The following is an 18,634-nucleotide window of genomic DNA, read 5'->3' on the forward strand; positions in this document are numbered from 1 at the left end:
CGCTTTAGCAGTAATCGGTGGAATGCACTGTACCCCGCAACAAGCGTGGGCTAAGGTGATGAGCACAACAATGATCAGGAGGTAATGATGTTTTCTGTCGGCGATTATGTGCAACCGCGTATGGGCGGCCCAAAACTGAAAGTGCTCGAAGTGAATGGCGATAGCGTGGTGGCGGTACAGGCCAGCAATGAACAAGGTGAGAAATTCACACTGAAAGCAGCAGATGTGGCGCTTTATACCGAAGATGGTGACTTTGGCGTCTGCTAAAAGACAAGCAACCGGGCGGATTTCTCCGCCCGGTATCTTCTGATTAAATCAGAAAATCATCCAGTGATTTACCGTTTGCCAGTGCAGCGGCAATCGGTTTAGGCGTACGGCCCTGACCCGTCCAGGTCTTCTCTTCACCGTTAGTGTCAGTAAAACGGTACTTCGCTTCACGGATTTTGCGTTTTTTCACTTGCTGACCCACGAGGTTCACTTCAGAACCCAGCAGATCGGAAGGTGAAATACCATCGGCTTTCATGCGTTCCAGCAGAGCATTAATTTTATCCTGCTGCTCAGCACGCTGCTGCTCAAATTCCGCCTGTTCATTACGTTTCTCTTCAGTAACGATCCTGACTTTTTCCAGCATTTCTTCAAGAACATCAATAGGGAATTCACGCGCCAGCGCGCGAAGCGTGCGGATATTATTAAGATTCTGTAACGTCAAAGACATATTAATTGAAAACCTTTTCTTTGTGGGAAAGTCGAAAAATCAACGGACAGAATAATTCATTTCCCTTTAAATATCCACCCATCGTTCCTTTTACACATTATTACGTATTCTTAAAAAGATATTTAATTTAAATACCCTTCTCATTTTCTGATAGTGCATCACATTATTACACCTGATGCTATCGTCCCCTCTGAAGCACTGCCAGTGATACGTGTTTCACTCCTGCTAATGGCGTGAATATGCATGCAATGTAAATGAATAAAACAAAACACACCGCTGCAGCATTTTTCACTACTTAATCGAACAAAAAAGAACAATCATCACTAAGAGGCTATTTTTAAATCAACACAAAGAATCACGTGCTGAGTAAGAGCACGCCCCTTCTGAACAGACTATGCAAAATAATGTAATATATTGATTTAAAAGAATATAAGTATCAATAAAACAGAAAATAACGACCTGAGCCGCAAATCATCAATTTTAGAGAATTTTGTGGACAAGACGCCATTAAATAAAAATTAATCACTAATTGTTAGTTTCAATGTAGATAGATACGCTATACACGTCAAATAAGCCAACCTAAAGCACTAAATCACCACGGGCAGAGTAACGATATTATGTTTTTCTCAAGGAGTTCAGACATGTTCTCACCGCAGTCTCGCCTGCGCCATGCAGTAGCGGATACATTCGCGATGGTTGTCTACTGTTCCGTTGTGAACATGCTGATCGAAATATTCCTCTCCGGAATGTCCTTCGAGCAATCACTTTCCTCTCGGCTTGTTGCCATCCCGGTGAACATCCTTATTGCATGGCCTTACGGATTTTACCGCGACGCCATCATGCGCGTTGCCCGTCGTATCAGCCCATCCGGCTGGATGAAGAACCTGGCCGACGTTCTGGCGTACGTCACTTTCCAGTCTCCCGTTTATGTGGCGATTTTACTGACTGTAGGTGCTGACTGGCATCAAATCGCGGCTGCGGTAAGTTCAAATATCGTTGTTTCAATGTTGATGGGGGTGGTTTACGGTTATTTTCTCGACTATTGTCGCCGCCTGTTCAAGGTCAGCCAGTACAACCACGTCAAAGCATGATGCAGTGCGACTGGCTAATGCCAGTCGCAGATTTACTGCGGTTCGCCAAACAATCCCTTCAGAAAACGCTCCAGCGCCATGCGAGAGCTGAAACCGTGCGGAATACCATAATGTTCATGCCTTTCTCCGCCTAAATAGAGCGGGAATTGCTGATAATGATCGCAGGTTTTAATATCCGAGGCAGGTTCAGCAAATGAGAGACTTCTGTCTTTCAGCGTAGGATGAATAATGAGAGCCGTACGCCCCATTCGCGCTTCACGGTTAACGTAAACATAATTCTCACCGCGGCGATAGCCATAGGCTTTTTGTGTCACAGCATCCACGGTAAATCCCGCTTTTTCAAGAACGCGCGCCACCTCATCAGGTCGTAAATACATATTTAATCCTCGTTATCTTTTCCTGCCCGGCAACCTTACAGTATTCAGCATTAGCAGTGCTTTCAGAATATTCCATAAACGCCCGGATAAGTCGTGACTCGCTTCAGATATTAAAATCCTGGGCTAAACTGAATGGGAACGCAAAATTATGGAGGATCGTATGTTTAACAGACCGAACCGAAACGATATTAACGACGACGCCCAGGATATTCGTAATGATGTCAGTCAACTAGCGGATACACTTGAGGATGTACTGAAGTCTCTGGGTTCAGATGCGAAGGACGAAGCAGATGCCGCAAAACGTAAGGCTCAGTCTCTGCTGCGTGAAACCCGGGCACGAATGAATGGACGTTCACGCCCCACTCAGGCCGCTTGCGATGCGATCGGCTGCGCAAATACCTTCGTCCGGGAGAGGCCGCTCTGTGCACTCGGGACGGTCGCGGCTGTAGGTATTGTGGTAGGCGCTCTGCTCAGCCTGAGAAAGTAAGACGTAATAAGACGTAAACAGCAACACGCAAAAAACAACTCCCCGATGCTCACCCGACATCGGGTTTTTTCCGTCTGAATACCTGAAAAACCCGTACAGCCCGCCACGCCCCCCTGTGGATATCACCGTGGCTCAATCACCCTAAATTTCCCATATCTTGTATGGTTGAAACTTATCTCAACTACATCTAGTATTCTCTTTAGCAAGACACACGCTATCTGACGCGAACATTCGCGCCGCTCTCTCATTTTAAATGGAAATACGAATCATGCGCATTACTATTTACACTCGTAACGATTGTGTCCAGTGCCACGCCACCAAACGCGCGATGGAAAGCCGTGGCGTCGAGTTTGAGATGGTGAACGTGGATTTAGCGCCAGATGCCGCAGACACTCTGCGAGCACAAGGGTTTCGTCAGCTCCCGGTGGTTATCGCAGGCGAAACCAGTTGGTCAGGTTTCCGCCCGGATATGATTAACCGCCTCTCCAGCCAGGCCACAAGTGCATGAGTTGCCTGGTCTACTTCTCCAGCAGCTCGGAAAACACGCTTCGGTTTATTGAACGTGTCGGGCTGCCTGCAGTACGGATCCCGCTAAATGAGCGCGAACGTATTCAGGTAGACGAACCTTACATTCTGGTTGTTCCCAGCTATGGCGGTGGTGGAACGGCGGGAGCAGTACCTCGCCAGGTGATCCGCTTTCTTAATAATCCACATAACCGGGCGTTGATCCGCGGCGTTATCGCGGCAGGCAATCGCAACTTTGGCGATGCATTTTGCCGCGCCGGGGATGTGATCTCTCAAAAATGCGGCGTGCCGTATCTCTATCGTTTTGAACTGATGGGGACACAGCAGGACGTAGAGAACGTGCGTAAAGGAGTGAACGAATTTTGGCAACGACAACCGCAGAACGTGTAATTCAGGGAACCGGGGATTACCACGCCCTGAACGCCATGCTTAACCTCTACGATCGTGAGGGGCGTATTCAGTTCGGGAAAGATCATGACGCGGTGGACGCCTTTTTTGCCGCCCATGTTTTGCCTAACAGCATGACATTTGCCAGTCAGGAGCAACGCCTCGACTATCTGGTCGCTGAAGGTTACTACGAAGAACGCGTGCTGACGCGCTATGACCGCGCCTTCGTGGTGAAGCTGTTCGCGCACGCGCATGCCAGTGGTTTTCGTTTCCAGACCTTCCTTGGTGCGTGGAAATATTACACCAGCTACACGCTGAAAACGTTCGACGGGAAACGCTATCTGGAACACTTTGAGGATCGTACCGTGATGGTCGCGCTGACGCTGGCGCAGGGTGACGAACACCTGGCACAACAACTGACGAACGAGATCCTCAGTGGGCGTTTTCAGCCTGCGACACCCACCTTCCTCAACTGCGGTAAAGCCCAGCGCGGCGAGCTGGTATCATGTTTCCTGCTTCGTATTGAAGACAATATGGAATCAATTGGTCGCGCGGTGAACTCGGCGTTGCAGCTTTCTAAACGTGGCGGTGGCGTGGCATTTTTGCTCTCGAATCTGCGTGAAGCGGGTGCGCCGATTAAGCGCATCGAAAACCAGTCCTCTGGGGTGATCCCGGTGATGAAGATGCTGGAAGATGCTTTTTCATATGCCAATCAGCTTGGCGCACGTCAGGGTGCAGGCGCGGTCTATCTGCATGCACATCACCCGGATATCCTTCGTTTTCTGGACACCAAACGCGAAAATGCCGACGAAAAAATCCGCATCAAAACGCTGTCGCTTGGTGTGGTGATCCCGGATATTACGTTTGCGTTGGCGAAAGAAAATGCCGGGATGGCGCTGTTCTCACCTTACGATATTGAGCGCATTTACGGTAAACCGTTCGGCGATGTGGCGATTAGCGAGCTGTATGACGAGCTGGTTGCTGATGATCGTATCCGCAAAAAATATATCAACGCCCGTGATTTCTTCCAGACGCTTGCCGAGATCCAGTTTGAATCTGGCTACCCGTACATCATGTATGAAGATACGGTAAATCGCGCCAACCCGATTGCCGGGCGTATCAATATGAGCAACCTGTGCTCGGAGATTTTGCAGGTCAACAGCGCGTCGACCTTTGACGAGAACCTCGATTACGCGGACATCGGCAAAGATATCTCCTGTAACCTCGGTTCGCTGAACATCGCCCATACAATGGATTCACCCGATTTTGGCCGCACGGTAGAAACAGCCATTCGTGGGCTGACAGCAGTCTCTGACATGAGCCATATCCGCAGCGTGCCGTCGATTGAAGCGGGCAATGCCACCTCACACGCCATCGGACTGGGACAGATGAACCTGCATGGCTATCTGGCCCGCGAAGGTATTGCCTATGGCAGCCCGGAAGGGCTGGATTTCACCAACCTCTATTTTTACACCATTACCTGGCATGCCCTGAATACCTCAATGAAGCTGGCGCGAGAGCGCAACCAGCGTTTTGTCGGTTTTGAGCAGTCACGCTATGCCAGTGGTGAATATTTCAGCCAGTACCTGGAAAATGACTGGCAGCCGAAAACAGAGAAGGTCCGGGCGCTGTTTGCCCATGCAGGAATAACCCTCCCGACCCGCGATATGTGGCAACAACTGCGCGATGACGTGATGCGTTACGGCATTTATAACCAGAACCTGCAAGCCGTACCGCCGACGGGGTCGATCTCGTATATCAACCACGCCACATCAAGCATTCACCCGATAGTGTCGAAAATTGAGATCCGCAAGGAGGGTAAAACCGGCCGCGTTTACTACCCTGCCCCATTTATGACTAACGAGAACCTGGCGCTGTATCAGGATGCCTACGAAATCGGCCCGGAAAAAATCATTGATACCTATGCACAAGCCACAAGACATGTTGATCAGGGGCTGTCGTTGACGCTCTTCTTCCCGGATACCGCCACCACGCGCGATATCAACAAGGCGCAAATCTATGCCTGGAAAAAAGGTATCAAAACGCTGTACTACATTCGCCTGCGCCAGCTTGCGCTGGAAGGTACTGAAATCGAAGGCTGCGTGTCCTGCGCGCTGTAAGGAGAAAGGATGAAACTGTCACGCGTATCTGCCGTTAACTGGAATAAGATCCAGGACGATAAAGACCTGGAGGTCTGGAATCGTCTGACCAGTAATTTCTGGCTGCCGGAAAAAGTCCCGCTGTCCAACGATATTCCAGCCTGGCAAACGTTAAGCGACGCCGAGCAACAGCTAACAATCCGTGTTTTCACCGGGCTGACATTGCTGGACACCATTCAGAATACCGTCGGCGCTCCCGCGCTGATGGCGGATTCGCTCACGCCGCACGAAGAAGCCGTGATGTCGAACATCAGTTTTATGGAAGCGGTGCACGCCCGCTCTTACAGTTCGATTTTCTCCACATTGTGCCAGACCAAAGATGTTGATGCGGCATATAGCTGGAGTGAAGAGTGCGAATCGTTGCAGCGTAAAGCGCAGCTGGTACTGGAGTATTATCAGGCTGACGAGCCGCTGAAAAAGAAAATTGCCAGCGTGTTTCTGGAATCCTTCCTTTTCTATTCTGGCTTCTGGTTGCCAATGTACTGGTCGAGCCGTGGCAAACTGACCAACACGGCCGATTTGATTCGCCTGATCATTCGTGATGAAGCGGTTCACGGCTATTATATTGGCTACAAATATCAGAAAGGGCTGGAGAAAATAAGCGAAGAAAAACGTGAAACGCTAAAAGGTTTTGCACTGGATTTGCTGATGGATCTCTATGATAACGAACTGCGTTATACCGAATCGCTTTATGCCGGAACCAGCTGGGAAGAGGATGTTAAAGCCTTCCTCTGCTACAACGCCAACAAAGCCCTGATGAACCTGGGTTACGAGGCGCTATTCCCGCCGGAAATGGCCGAAGTGAACCCGGCAATACTGGCCGCCCTGTCCCCCAACGCTGACGAAAATCACGATTTCTTCTCCGGTTCAGGTTCATCTTATGTGATGGGAAAAGCGGTGGAGACTGAGGATGAGGATTGGGATTTTTAACCCCCTAGCCCTGTCCTCTCCTCTGCGGGGAGAAGGTTGGGGTGAGAGGTAAAAATATCATCCGTTAATTAAATATATCTCACATAATCCCCGGTCAAATATTTCCACATCAACTACACTGTCATTCTACTATCATATTCACCTGAATCATTGCGATTCAGGTGAAATTTCCTGACCGCGCAACAAAAATCTCAGAAAAATTCAACACCCGCTCAGCCCTTTGCTCATGGGAAATTCAGCAACATGACCTTCGGCAAAATTCATGCCATAAGAGGATTGAGGGTTGTCTCAGATTCTCAGTATGTTAGGGTATTGTCAGGTAATTATTCCGAATGGAAATCATATCGACACAATAAATAACAGGACAGACTCTATTGCATGGCAATTAAATTAGAAGTTAAAAATCTCTATAAAGTATTTGGCGAGCATCCACAGCGAGCGTTCAAATATATTGAAAAAGGACTTTCAAAAGAGCAAATTCTGGAAAAAACAGGGCTATCGCTTGGCGTTAAAGACGCCAGTCTGGCCATTGAAGAAGGCGAGATTTTCGTCATCATGGGGTTATCCGGTTCGGGTAAATCCACTATGGTTCGCCTTCTCAATCGCCTGATTGAACCCACCCGCGGGCAAGTACTGATTGACGGTATTGATATTGCAAAAATATCTGATGCCGAGCTCCGTGAGGTGCGCAGAAAAAAGATTGCGATGGTGTTTCAGTCATTCGCGCTAATGCCACATATGACGGTACTGGAAAATACCGCCTTTGGCATGGAATTAGCGGGCGTTGCGGCACAAGAACGCCATGAAAAAGCCCTGGATGCATTACGTCAGGTTGGGCTGGAGAATTATGCCCACGGATATCCGGATGAACTTTCCGGAGGGATGCGACAGCGCGTCGGTCTGGCTCGTGCATTGGCAATTAATCCCGACATATTATTAATGGATGAGGCGTTCTCGGCGCTCGATCCATTAATTCGTACAGAGATGCAGGATGAACTGGTAAAACTGCAAGCCAAACATCAACGTACTATTGTATTTATTTCCCACGATCTCGATGAAGCGATGCGTATTGGCGACAGAATTGCCATTATGCAAAATGGCGAAGTCGTACAGGTTGGTACACCGGATGAAATTCTGAATAACCCGGCGAATGATTATGTTCGAACCTTCTTCCGTGGCGTGGATATTAGTCAGGTATTTAGTGCCAAAGATATTGCCCGCCGCAGCCCGAACGGCATTATCCGCAAAACCCCTGGCTTTGGCCCGCGATCTGCACTGAAAGTATTGCAGGACGAAGATCGTGAGTTTGGCTATGTCATCGAACGCGGCAACAAATTTGTCGGCATTGTCTCCATCGAGTCCCTGAAAAATGCGCTTAGCGAAAGCCAGGGAATTGATGCGGCGCTTATCGACTCTCCGCTTGCCGTAGACGCCGAAACGCCGCTCAGCGAACTGCTCTCCCATGTAGGCCAGGCGCCTTGTGCCGTTCCGGTTATTGGGGAAGAGCAACAGTACGTTGGCATCATCTCAAAAGGGATGCTGCTGAAAGCTTTAGATCGCGAGGGGGCAAACAATGGCTGATCAATCTAATCCGTGGGGAACCACAGAGGCAGCGGACAGCGCTGCACAATCTGCTGATACATGGGGAAGTTCTGCCCCAGCACCAACCGATGGCGGAGCGGCCGACTGGCTCAATAGCGCACCCGCGCCAGCGCCTGAACATTTCAACATTATGGACCCGTTCCATAAAACGCTGATCCCACTGGATAGCTGGGTCACAGAAGGGATTGACTGGGTAGTGACACACTTCCGCCCGGTGTTCCAGGGTATTCGCGTACCCGTGGATTACATCCTGAACGGTTTCCAGCAGTTGATGCTGGGTATGCCAGCTCCCGTTGCCATCATCCTGTTTGCCCTGATTGCCTGGCAGTTTGGTAGCGCAGGAATGGGTATCGCCACTCTGGTGTCCCTGATTGCGATCGGTGCAATCGGTGCATGGTCGCAGGCGATGATCACGCTGGCGCTGGTACTCACCGCCCTGCTGTTCTGCGTGGTGATCGGCTTGCCGCTGGGTATCTGGCTGGCGAGAAGTCCACGAGCGGCGAAGATCATTCGACCGCTGCTGGACGCCATGCAGACCACCCCGGCGTTTGTCTACCTGGTTCCGATTGTCATGCTATTCGGTATCGGTAACGTACCGGGCGTGGTCGTGACCATTATCTTTGCCCTGCCACCGATTGTTCGTCTGACCATTCTGGGGATCAACCAGGTTCCGGCAGATCTCATTGAAGCTTCACGTTCATTCGGCGCAAGCCCGCGTCAGATGTTGTTTAAAGTTCAGTTACCACTGGCCATGCCCACCATTATGGCGGGCGTTAATCAGACGCTGATGCTTGCCCTCTCCATGGTAGTGATCGCCTCGATGATCGCCGTTGGCGGGCTTGGCCAGATGGTACTGCGCGGTATTGGTCGTCTCGATATGGGGCTGGCCACCGTAGGTGGCGTAGGGATCGTGATCCTCGCCATTATTCTTGACCGCCTGACGCAGGCTGTCGGTCGTGACTCACGCAGTCGCGGCAACCGTCGCTGGTACACCACCGGCCCCGTCGGGTTGATTACCCGCCTCTGCTCTAAATAATTCGGGTTGCAGGAAGGCGGCAAGCGAGCGAATCCCCACAAGCATCGAAAACGGTGTGACTGGGGTGAGCGATTGTCGCCAACACATCTGCAACGTGAACTATGACGGGTACATTCATAAAATAAGGAACAACGATGCGACATAGCGTACTTTTTGCCACAGCGTTTGCCACCCTTGTCTCTACCAGCACATTTGCTGCCGACTTGCCTGGCAAAGGCGTGACCGTTCAACCGGTCCAGAGCACCATTTCCGAAGAGACCTTCCAGACGCTGATCGTCAGCCGCGCACTGGAAAAACTGGGCTATACGGTCAACACGCCAAGTGAAGTGGATTACAACGTGGGCTACACCTCGATTGCTTCCGGTGATGCCACCTTTACCGCCGTGAACTGGCAGCCGCTGCATGATGATATGTATGCAGCAGCCGGTGGCGACAAGAAGTTTTATCGCGAAGGCACTTTCGTGAGCGGCGCTGCACAGGGTTATCTGATCGACAAGAAAACCGCTGACCAGTACCACATCACTAATATTGAGCAGTTGAAAGATCCCAGAATCGCCAAACTGTTCGATACCAATGGTGACGGTAAAGCCGACATGATGGGTTGTTCACCGGGATGGGGCTGTGAAGCGGTGATTAACCACCAGAATAAAGCCTACGACCTGGCAAAAACGGTGGACGTGAGCCACGGTAACTACTCCGCGATGATGGCGGACACTATCGCCCGCTTTAAAGAAGGCAAACCGGTTATCTATTACACCTGGACACCGTACTGGGTGAGTGACGTGCTGAAGCCAGGGAAAGATGTGGTGTGGCTGCAAGTTCCGTTCTCTTCGCTGCCTGGTGAACAGAAAGATATCGACACCAAACTGGCCAATGGCATGAACTATGGTTTCCCGGTCAATACGATGCATATCGTGGCGAACAAAGCCTGGGCAGAGAAAAACCCGGCGGCGGCGAAACTGTTCTCGGTGATGAGACTGCCACTGGCGGATATCAACGCCCAGAACGCCATGATGCATGAAGGTAAATCCTCAGAAGCCGACATCAATGGCCATGTTGACGGCTGGATCAAAGCCCACCAGCAGCAATTTGATGGTTGGGTGAAAGCCGCACTGGACGCACAGAAGTAATCGCCCTTATTCCCTCTCCCACCGGGAGAGGGAATTTAAACCGCACAATCCACCACGTAACAATCCCCCAACATTCACAATCATTCGTTATTATTGATTTCCGGAAAAATAATCACTCAACTAATGATTCCTGAATCTAATGACAAACACTTCTCACGAACTTAGCCCGCCGCTGATCCTGTTAATGTCCGTGGCAACGGGCCTTGCAGTTGCCAGTAACTATTACGCGCAGCCTCTTCTGGACACCATTGCGAACGCCTTTTCGCTGTCAGCCAGTTCAGCCGGTTTTATCGTCACCGCCGCTCAACTGGGGTACGCCGCTGGCCTGCTTTTCCTCGTCCCACTGGGCGATATGTTTGAGCGTCGAATGTTGATTGTCTCTATGACGCTACTGGCTGCTGGCGGCATGCTGATTACCGCCAGCAGTCAGTCCCTGACAATGATGATTATCGGGACTGCGCTGACAGGGCTGTTCTCCGTCGTGGCCCAGATCCTGGTTCCCCTGGCGGCAACGCTCGCCGCACCAGAAAAGCGCGGAAAAGTTGTAGGCACAATCATGAGCGGCCTGCTTCTGGGGATCTTACTGGCTCGTACCGTCGCTGGGTTACTTGCCAGCCTGGGCGGCTGGCGCACCGTCTATTGGGTGGCAAGCGTACTGATGGTCATCATGGCGCTGGCGCTTTGGCGCGGCTTGCCGAAAGTGAAGCAGGAGAACCATCTCAACTACCCTCAGCTTCTCGGCTCCGTGTTCAGCTTATTTACACAAGATAAACTGCTGCGTACACGCGCATTGCTGGGGTGTTTCACCTTCGCCAACTTCAGTATTTTGTGGACATCGATGGCCTTCCTGCTAGCCTCTCCGCCCTTCAACTACTCCGAAGGCGTTATTGGTCTGTTTGGCCTCGCCGGTGCTGCCGGTGCACTGGGTGCGCGCCCGGCGGGCGGGTTCGCCGATAAAGGGAAATCGCACCTGACGACGACCTCGGGTCTGGTTTTACTCCTGCTTTCGTGGGGGGCTATCTGGTATGGGCATACCTCGGTACTGGCACTGATTGTCGGGATCCTGGTACTCGACCTCACCGTGCAGGGCGTGCATATCACCAATCAGACCGTGATTTACCGCGTGAAGCCTGAGGCGAGAAACCGTCTAACGGCCGGGTATATGACCAGCTATTTTATCGGTGGTGCGGCTGGTTCATTGATTTCAGCATCGGCATGGCAACATTCAGGCTGGAGTGGCGTTTGTGCCGCCGGGACGATTGTTGCTGCGTTGAATCTGCTGGTCTGGTGGCGCGGGTATCATCGCCAGGAGGCGATTCAGTAAGCTTTACATCGCTTTGGGGCTTCTTAGGGTGTTAAGGAGCCCCCCAGTCTGTTAAGGTTAGCGTAATCATTTATCCCAGAAATTTTAATGTGGGTGACATATTCACAAACATCATGAATAGCTCAGACCCGTTGGCTGATCCCAGTCCTCGCACCCCGTCTTCTCAGGGCGTCTGCCCTCCCCTTTTTGTGCTCACCGGGTCACGGATTCGCCCGGCGCTTTCTGATCGTGACATACGTTTGGCGGATATAACCGCACAAATAATTCATTTACATTATTTGTCACTATCGTTACTATATCGGCTGTAATTAATGAGGTTATGCCCAAATGGATAGTTCGTTTACGCCCATTGAACAAATGCTTAAATTCCGCGCCAGTCGTCATGAGGAGTTCCCGTATCAGGAAATCCTGTTGACCCGCCTGTGCATGCACATGCAAGGTAAACTGCTGGAAAATCGCAATAAAATGCTGAAAGCTCAAGGGATTAACGAGACGTTGTTTATGGCGTTGATTACGCTGGAGTCTCAGGAAGATCACAGTATTCAGCCTTCTGAACTGAGTTGCGCGCTGGGTTCATCCCGCACCAATGCAACCCGTATCGCTGATGAACTGGAAAAACGCGGCTGGATCGAGCGCCGTGAAAGCGACAACGACCGCCGTTGCTTGCATTTGCAACTGACCGACAAAGGTCACGAATTCCTGCGTGAGGTGCTGCCACCTCAGCACAACTGTCTGCATCAACTCTGGTCCGCGCTTAGCACCACCGAACGCGACCAACTTGAGCACATCACTCGCAAGCTTCTCACCCGTCTGGACCAGATGGATGAAGACGGTGCTATTCTCGAGGCACTGCGCTAACGCGACGACACGCTCGAATATCCAGATTTATAAGAAAACTGACAGGCCAGCACGTCACACTGCTGGCCTTTCTGACAACAGGTCGGCTCAGCCGATGTGAAAATAAGAAGATCGTGGAGAACAACAATGAGCGCAAATGCGGAGAACACAACCCCGCAGCAACCGGCCACCAGGAAGGGTAAACGCAAGAGCATCCTTCTTCTGCTGACCTTGCTCTTTATTATTATTGCTGTGGCATATGGGATCTATTGGTTTTTAGTCTTGCGTCATGCTGAAGAAACAGATGATGCATACGTGGCAGGGAACCAGGTGCAGATTATGGCGCAGGTGTCGGGCAGCGTGACGAAAGTCTGGGCTGACAATACCGACTTTGTGCAAAAAGGGGATGTTCTGGTCACGCTCGATCCGACCGATGCCCAACAGGCGTTTGAAAAAGCGCAGACGGAACTGGCGTCCAGTGTTCGTCAGACCCGTCAGTTAATGATTAACAGCAAACAGCTTCAGGCCAGCATCGATGTGCAGAAAACCGCACTGGCGCAGGCACAAAGCGACCTGAATCGTCGTGTCCCACTCGGAACCGCCAACCTGATTGGTCGTGAAGAGCTGCAACACGCCCGCGATGCTGTCGCCAGCGCACAGGCACAGCTTGATGTGGCGATCCAACAATACAACGCTAACCAGGCGATGGTGTTGGGGACTAATCTGGAAAGCCAGCCTGCCGTAAAACAGGCGGCAACCGAAGTACGTAACGCCTGGCTGGCGCTACAACGTACGAAGATTGTGAGCCCGATGACGGGTTACGTCTCGCGCCGTTCCGTCCAGCCAGGTGCGCAAATTAGCCCAACGACACCACTGATGGCGGTTGTTCCGGCCAACAATTTGTGGGTGGATGCTAACTTCAAAGAGACCCAGCTTGCCCACATGCGTATTGGCCAGAGCGCGACTGTGATCAGCGACATCTATGGTGACGATGTGAAGTACACGGGTAAAGTGGTCGGTCTTGATATGGGCACAGGCAGCGCGTTTTCTCTGTTGCCAGCACAAAACGCCACGGGTAACTGGATCAAAGTGGTTCAGCGTTTACCCGTACGTATTGAGCTGGATCCGAAACAGCTTGCCGACCACCCATTGCGCATCGGCTTATCTACACTGGTCACGGTGGATACCGCCAACCGCGATGGCCAGATCCTGGCAAGCCAGGTACGCAGTAGCCCGGCTTATGAGAGCAACGCCCGTGAAATTAGCCTCGATCCGGTCAATAAACTGATCGATGACATCGTGAAGGCAAACGCCGGTTAATCCGAAGGTGAGCGTTATGCAACCGCAAAAACCGCAAAAAGCGCTGGAGGGCGCGCAACTGGTCATTATGACCATCGCGCTTTCACTGGCGACATTTATGCAGGTGCTGGACTCCACCATCGCAAACGTGGCGATCCCAACCATCGCCGGGAACCTTGGCTCATCACTGAGCCAGGGGACATGGGTAATCACCTCATTCGGCGTGGCGAATGCGATCTCCATTCCGATCACAGGCTGGCTGGCAAAGCGCGTCGGGGAAGTGAAGCTGTTCCTCTGGTCAACCGTGGCGTTTGTGATTGCCTCCTGGGCGTGTGGGATGTCCACCAGCCTGACAATGCTGATTTTCTTCCGCGTCATTCAGGGTATTGTTGCCGGACCGTTGATTCCACTGTCACAGAGTTTGCTGCTGAACAACTATCCACCCGCTAAACGCTCTATCGCGCTGGCGCTGTGGTCAATGACCGTGATTGTCGCGCCGATTTGTGGACCTATCTTAGGCGGCTATATTAGCGATAATTATCACTGGGGCTGGATCTTCTTCATCAACGTACCGATTGGTGCGCTCGTGGTCATGCTGACGTTGCAGTCACTGCGTGGCAGAGAAACGCGAACGGAGCAACGGCGCATTGATGGCGTTGGATTGGCGTTATTGATCCTCGGTATCGGTAGCCTCCAGGTGATGCTCGATCAGGGTAAAGAGCTGGACTGGTTTGCCTCGAAAGAGATCATCGTCCTGACGATAGTCGCGGTGGTATCGCTCAGCTTCCTGATTGTCTGGGAACTGACTGACGATAATCCGATAGTCGACCTGTCGCTGTTTAAGTCGCGAAACTTCACCATAGGCTGCTTGTGTATCAGCCTTGCCTATATGCTCTACTTCGGTGCGATAGTTCTGTTGCCACAGCTGTTGCAGGAGGTATACGGCTACACCGCAACCTGGGCAGGTTTGGCCTCTGCGCCAGTTGGCTTGATTCCAGTCCTGCTGTCGCCGATTATCGGTCGTTTCGCCCATAAACTCGATATGCGTCGGCTGGTGACGTTCAGCTTCATTATGTATGCGGTGTGCTTTTACTGGCGTGCGTATACGTTCGAGCCGGGGATGGACTTTGGTGCTTCAGCGTGGCCACAGTTTATCCAGGGCTTTGCCGTGGCGTGCTTCTTTATGCCTCTGACCACCATCACGCTCTCTGGATTACCGCCAGAGAGAATGGCGGCTGCATCGAGCCTGTCGAACTTCACCCGTACCCTGGCAGGCTCCATCGGGACGTCGATCACCACCACCATGTGGACTAACCGTGAATCGATGCACCATGCGCAGCTCACTGAGGCGGTGAACCCCTTTAACCCGAATGCTCAGCAGATGTATAGCCAGCTTGAAGGGATGGGGATGACAGAACAGCAAGCATCCGGCTGGATTGCCCAGCAGATCACGAACCAGGGACTGATTATCTCCGCTAACGAGATTTTCTGGATGTCGGCAGGGATCTTTATCATCCTGCTGGGCCTGGTATGGTTTGCCAAACCACCGTTTGGTGCTGGCGGTGGCGGCGGTGGTGCGCACTAACCGATAGCATGGACAAGGTTGTCCGTTTTGCGACAGCCTCTGTCAGTTTTGATAAAGCAGCGCTCCTGAAATCGCTTCACGATAGTGAAAAGACAACAGGAGCGCATCATGCTGAACAATCCCGCACAAAAATATCAGCCCTACCCCCCCATTTCTCTGCCCGACCGTCGCTGGCCCGAACAACGGATCGCTCATGCGCCTCGCTGGCTGTCCACCGATTTACGCGATGGCAATCAGGCACAGGCCGAACCGATGGACAGTACCCGCAAGCTGCAATTCTGGGATCTGTTGCTGCGCTGTCAGTTCAAAGAGATCGAGGTGGCTTTCCCTTCCGCCTCACAGACTGATTTTAACTTTGTCCGTCAGTTGATTGACGAAAACCGCATTCCTGACGACGTTACTATCCAGGTATTAACCCAGGCGCGGGAAGACCTGATACTGCGTACCTTTGAATCACTGCAAGGGGCCAAACACGCCACCATCCACCTGTATAACGCGACGGCTCCCCTGTTCCGCCGCCTGGTGTTTGGGATGGAGAAGACAGAAATTATTGCGCTGGCGACAAACGCCACACGTTTTATCCGCAAGCTCTGCGAAGAGAACCCACTGACTCACTGGCAATACGAATACTCCCCGGAAACTTTCTGCTTCACCGAGCCGGAGTTTGCACTGGAGATTTGTGAAGCGGTGGCTGAAATCTGGCAACCCTGTGCCGAACGTCCGATGGTTATCAACTTACCGGCCACGGTGGAAGTGAGTACCCCCAACGTGTATGCCGATCAGATCGAGTATTTTTGCCGCCATTTTAGCCGCCGCAAAGATGTCTGCATCAGCGTGCATCCGCATAACGATCGGGGTACAGGCGTTGCCAGTGCGGAGCTGGCTGTTATGGCAGGAGCCGATCGGGTGGAAGGGTGTCTGTTTGGTAACGGCGAGCGCACGGGTAATGTCTGTCTGATCACGCTGGCAATGAACCTCTACAGCCAGGGCATCAGCCCGGGTCTTGATTTCAGCGATATGAATGCGATTGTCGAAGTGGTAGAGAGCTGTAACCAGCTGCCCGTGCATCCGCGCCATCCGTGGGCAGGCCGTCTGGCTTATACCGCATTTTCCGGTTCGCATCAGGATGCCATCAAAAAAGGTTTTGATGCCCGTAAGCCTGGCGAGCGCTGGGAGATGCCTTATCTGCCCGTGGATCCGCAGGATATCGGCTGCTCCTACGAAGCGGTGATCCGCGTTAATAGCCAGTCAGGGAAAAGCGGTAGCGCGTGGCTCATTGAACAAAATCATGGTCTGAAATTACCCCGCGCCCTGCAACAGGATTTTAGCCAGCATGTTCAGCAGGAAACGGATCGACACGGTAAAGAGATGACCCAAAATGCACTGTGGCAGTTGTTCCGCAGCCGCTATGGCCTGGTTGCCGAACCGCGCTTTGGGTTACAGACCTACCGCAGCGAAAGCCAGCATGACGGCCAGTTACGACTGACGGCAAGCGTTGCCACCCGCGGAGGTACTCGCCACCTTGAAGGTCAGGGGAATGGGCTGTTATCCGCAGCGGCAAATGGCCTGAGCCGATGGCTTGATGCTCCGTTTGTGATTAAGGATTACCACGAACATTCGTTAGGCGAACGTAGCGACAGCCGATCGGTCGCATATATCCGTTGTTTGTTTCAGGATGGGAGCAGCCGCTGGGGGGTCGGAATCGACAGTGACGTGGCGCGCGCCTCCCTTCAGGCACTGTTCAACGCGCTGAGTTAAGTATCTTTAAAATAGTCGCTGGGTGATATTCCCATCACCCGGCGGAACATCGCCGTAAACGCACTATGGCTACCGTAGCCTAAATCCAGCGCGACGCGTAACACAGGCTGGCCCTGTGCCAGCCGGAGTAGCGATTCCATCAACCGCGCGCGTCGCACCCACTCGCCATAGCTCAACCCGGTTTGCTGCTGAAAACGGCGGTTAAGAGTGCGTTCACTCATGCTGGTGAGGCTCGCAGCTTGCGCGCTGTTCCAGCCTTCCCCCGGCGTCTGACGGATCTGCTGGCAAAGAGAGCGCAGTGGCCCACTTTCCGGCTCCGGCAGGTGAAACGGCAACACTGGCATCGTACGAATTTCATCGAGGATCAACTCATACACGCGCTCATCGCGACTGCCTGGCTGATAGGATTCAGGAAGCGTCAGCGAGGCGAGGATCAGTTCACGCAGCAATGGGGAGATCTGAACGATCTGACAAGATGCGGGGAGATCCGCTCGTGCAAGTGGATCGATAAATAACGTACGGGCGGCAACCTGCCCAGTGATACGAAGGGAGTGCAGTGTTCCCGCCGGCAACCAAACACCTCGACCAGGCGGAACCACCCAACATCCCTTGACGGTATCGACCCGAACCACACCGCTAAGGCTGTGCAGCAATTGCGCGCAATCGTGCTGATGCACGGGTTCACTATCGCCATGGAGATAATCATGGGCAAAAGGGATCAGGGGACGGTGGGTAAAGGAGAACGTTGAGGTCGTGGTCATGGGCGTTAAATTACCCTCTCCCTCACGGGAAAGGGTAAGGTTGCACTAGATGTGCAGTTCTTGCAGTTTTTCTTTCGGCAGAGCCAGCTCTTCGTTGCTGTTCACACGAACATCATGCTCAATGATATGACGCGCGATATCCTGCGCTTCTTGCAGAGAGTGCATCTGGTAAGTCCCGCACTGATATACGTTCAGCTCAGGGATCTGATTCTGCTCTTTGACTTTCAGCACGTCGGCCATCGCTGCTTTCCAGGCATCCGCGACGCGCGTCTCATCAGGCTGACCAATCAGGCTCATGTAGAAACCAGTACGGCAGCCCATCGGGGAGATGTCAATAATCTCGACGCCGTTGCCATTCAGGTGGTCGCGCATAAAACCAGCAAACAGGTGTTCCAGAGTGTGGATACCTTTTTCTGGCATCACTTCTTTGTTTGGCACACAGAAGCGCAGGTCAAAAACGGTGATAGTGTCGCCGTGCGGGGTATGCATGGTCTTCGCAACGCGTACAGCAGGTGCTTCCATACGGGTATGGTCGACGGTAAAGCTATCTAATAACGGCATACGTCACCTCCGATAGTGATTTTTTTTAAAATAAACTGAACTCTTCTTCACAATGCGCGTCTGAGTATAT

Annotated in this window: 19 protein-coding genes; 15 read left to right on the plus strand and 4 right to left on the minus strand. The window is 52.1% G+C overall.

Features of this window, described 5'->3' with window-relative positions; all coding sequences use genetic code 11:
- The first annotated feature begins 87 nt into the window (after positions 1–87).
- Entirely contained in the window at positions 88–267 is a 180-nt protein-coding gene (locus HV346_RS17270) for a hypothetical protein (protein ID WP_181623822.1), read from the plus strand.
- A gap of 43 nt (positions 268–310) precedes the next feature.
- Here the strand turns inward: HV346_RS17270 and stpA are convergent, their stop codons facing one another.
- A complete protein-coding gene (stpA, locus tag HV346_RS17275) occupies positions 311–715 on the minus strand; it encodes a DNA-binding protein StpA (RefSeq protein WP_181620480.1) in 405 nt (134 codons plus the stop codon).
- A 641-nt stretch (positions 716–1,356) separates the two neighbouring features.
- On the opposite strand from stpA, the gene alaE reads away from it, so the two are divergent.
- Positions 1,357–1,806: an L-alanine exporter AlaE gene (gene alaE, locus HV346_RS17280; RefSeq protein ID WP_181620481.1), complete on the plus strand. Its 450-nt coding sequence runs from the start codon at positions 1,357–1,359 to the stop codon at positions 1,804–1,806.
- A gap of 32 nt (positions 1,807–1,838) precedes the next feature.
- Here the strand turns inward: alaE and HV346_RS17285 are convergent, their stop codons facing one another.
- Positions 1,839–2,183 carry a DUF2002 family protein gene (locus tag HV346_RS17285; RefSeq protein WP_181620482.1) on the minus strand — a complete coding sequence of 115 codons (345 nt, stop codon included), beginning with the start codon at positions 2,181–2,183 and terminating at the stop codon, positions 1,839–1,841.
- A 160-nt stretch (positions 2,184–2,343) separates the two neighbouring features.
- On the opposite strand from HV346_RS17285, the gene HV346_RS17290 reads away from it, so the two are divergent.
- From HV346_RS17290 to leuA, 13 genes are all read left to right on the plus strand, one after another.
- Positions 2,344–2,670 carry a DUF883 domain-containing protein gene (locus tag HV346_RS17290; protein ID WP_181620483.1) on the plus strand — a complete coding sequence of 109 codons (327 nt, stop codon included), beginning with the start codon at positions 2,344–2,346 and terminating at the stop codon, positions 2,668–2,670.
- Between the two features lie 253 nt (positions 2,671–2,923).
- On the plus strand, positions 2,924–3,178 hold the full coding sequence (nrdH, locus tag HV346_RS17295; RefSeq protein ID WP_181620484.1) for a glutaredoxin-like protein NrdH: 255 nt from the start codon (positions 2,924–2,926) through the stop codon (positions 3,176–3,178).
- Positions 3,175–3,585 (plus strand): class Ib ribonucleoside-diphosphate reductase assembly flavoprotein NrdI, encoded by a 411-nt coding sequence (nrdI, locus tag HV346_RS17300; protein ID WP_181620485.1) that lies wholly within the window; start codon positions 3,175–3,177, stop codon positions 3,583–3,585. The genes nrdH and nrdI overlap by 4 nt, the downstream gene beginning before the upstream one ends.
- Complete coding sequence (nrdE, locus tag HV346_RS17305; protein WP_181620486.1) at positions 3,558–5,702, plus strand: class 1b ribonucleoside-diphosphate reductase subunit alpha; 2,145 nt, start codon at positions 3,558–3,560, stop codon at positions 5,700–5,702. Before nrdI ends, nrdE begins: the two co-directional genes overlap by 28 nt.
- 9 nt (positions 5,703–5,711) lie before the next feature.
- A complete protein-coding gene (gene nrdF, locus HV346_RS17310; protein WP_181620487.1) occupies positions 5,712–6,671 on the plus strand; it encodes a class 1b ribonucleoside-diphosphate reductase subunit beta in 960 nt (319 codons plus the stop codon).
- A gap of 378 nt (positions 6,672–7,049) precedes the next feature.
- On the plus strand, positions 7,050–8,252 hold the full coding sequence (gene proV / locus HV346_RS17315) for a glycine betaine/L-proline ABC transporter ATP-binding protein ProV (protein WP_181620488.1): 1,203 nt from the start codon (positions 7,050–7,052) through the stop codon (positions 8,250–8,252).
- Positions 8,245–9,309 carry a glycine betaine/L-proline ABC transporter permease ProW gene (proW, locus tag HV346_RS17320; RefSeq protein ID WP_181620489.1) on the plus strand — a complete coding sequence of 355 codons (1,065 nt, stop codon included), beginning with the start codon at positions 8,245–8,247 and terminating at the stop codon, positions 9,307–9,309. The genes proV and proW overlap by 8 nt, the downstream gene beginning before the upstream one ends.
- A gap of 134 nt (positions 9,310–9,443) precedes the next feature.
- Positions 9,444–10,439, plus strand: a complete 996-nt coding sequence (gene proX / locus HV346_RS17325) for a glycine betaine/L-proline ABC transporter substrate-binding protein ProX (protein WP_181620490.1) — start codon at positions 9,444–9,446, stop codon at positions 10,437–10,439.
- 139 nt (positions 10,440–10,578) lie between these two features.
- Positions 10,579–11,763 (plus strand): MFS transporter, encoded by a 1,185-nt coding sequence (locus HV346_RS17330; protein ID WP_181620491.1) that lies wholly within the window; start codon positions 10,579–10,581, stop codon positions 11,761–11,763.
- Between the two features lie 327 nt (positions 11,764–12,090).
- Complete coding sequence (gene mprA / locus HV346_RS17335; protein WP_181620492.1) at positions 12,091–12,621, plus strand: transcriptional repressor MprA; 531 nt, start codon at positions 12,091–12,093, stop codon at positions 12,619–12,621.
- Between the two features lie 126 nt (positions 12,622–12,747).
- Positions 12,748–13,920, plus strand: a complete 1,173-nt coding sequence (gene emrA, locus HV346_RS17340; RefSeq protein ID WP_181620493.1) for a multidrug efflux MFS transporter periplasmic adaptor subunit EmrA — start codon at positions 12,748–12,750, stop codon at positions 13,918–13,920.
- Positions 13,921–13,936: 16 nt separating this feature from the next.
- Positions 13,937–15,484, plus strand: coding sequence for a multidrug efflux MFS transporter permease subunit EmrB (gene emrB / locus HV346_RS17345; RefSeq protein WP_181620494.1), 1,548 nt, complete (start codon positions 13,937–13,939; stop codon positions 15,482–15,484).
- Between the two features lie 108 nt (positions 15,485–15,592).
- Complete coding sequence (gene leuA / locus HV346_RS17350) at positions 15,593–17,242, plus strand: 2-isopropylmalate synthase (RefSeq protein ID WP_181620495.1); 1,650 nt, start codon at positions 15,593–15,595, stop codon at positions 17,240–17,242.
- On the opposite strand, the gene HV346_RS17355 is transcribed toward leuA, so the two are convergent.
- Together HV346_RS17355 and luxS are read right to left on the minus strand one after the other, a co-directional pair.
- Complete coding sequence (locus HV346_RS17355) at positions 17,239–18,003, minus strand: helix-turn-helix transcriptional regulator (RefSeq protein WP_181620496.1); 765 nt, start codon at positions 18,001–18,003, stop codon at positions 17,239–17,241. The genes leuA and HV346_RS17355 overlap by 4 nt on opposite strands.
- Before the next feature lie 45 nt (positions 18,004–18,048).
- The gene (luxS, locus tag HV346_RS17360) at positions 18,049–18,564 is read right to left on the minus strand and encodes an S-ribosylhomocysteine lyase (protein ID WP_181620497.1); all 516 of its coding nucleotides are present in this window, start codon (positions 18,562–18,564) and stop codon (positions 18,049–18,051) included.
- Positions 18,565–18,634: the final 70 nt, after the last annotated feature.

The sequence above is a fragment of the Enterobacter sp. RHBSTW-00994 genome (assembly GCF_013782625.1).
Classification (GTDB): domain Bacteria; phylum Pseudomonadota; class Gammaproteobacteria; order Enterobacterales; family Enterobacteriaceae; genus Enterobacter.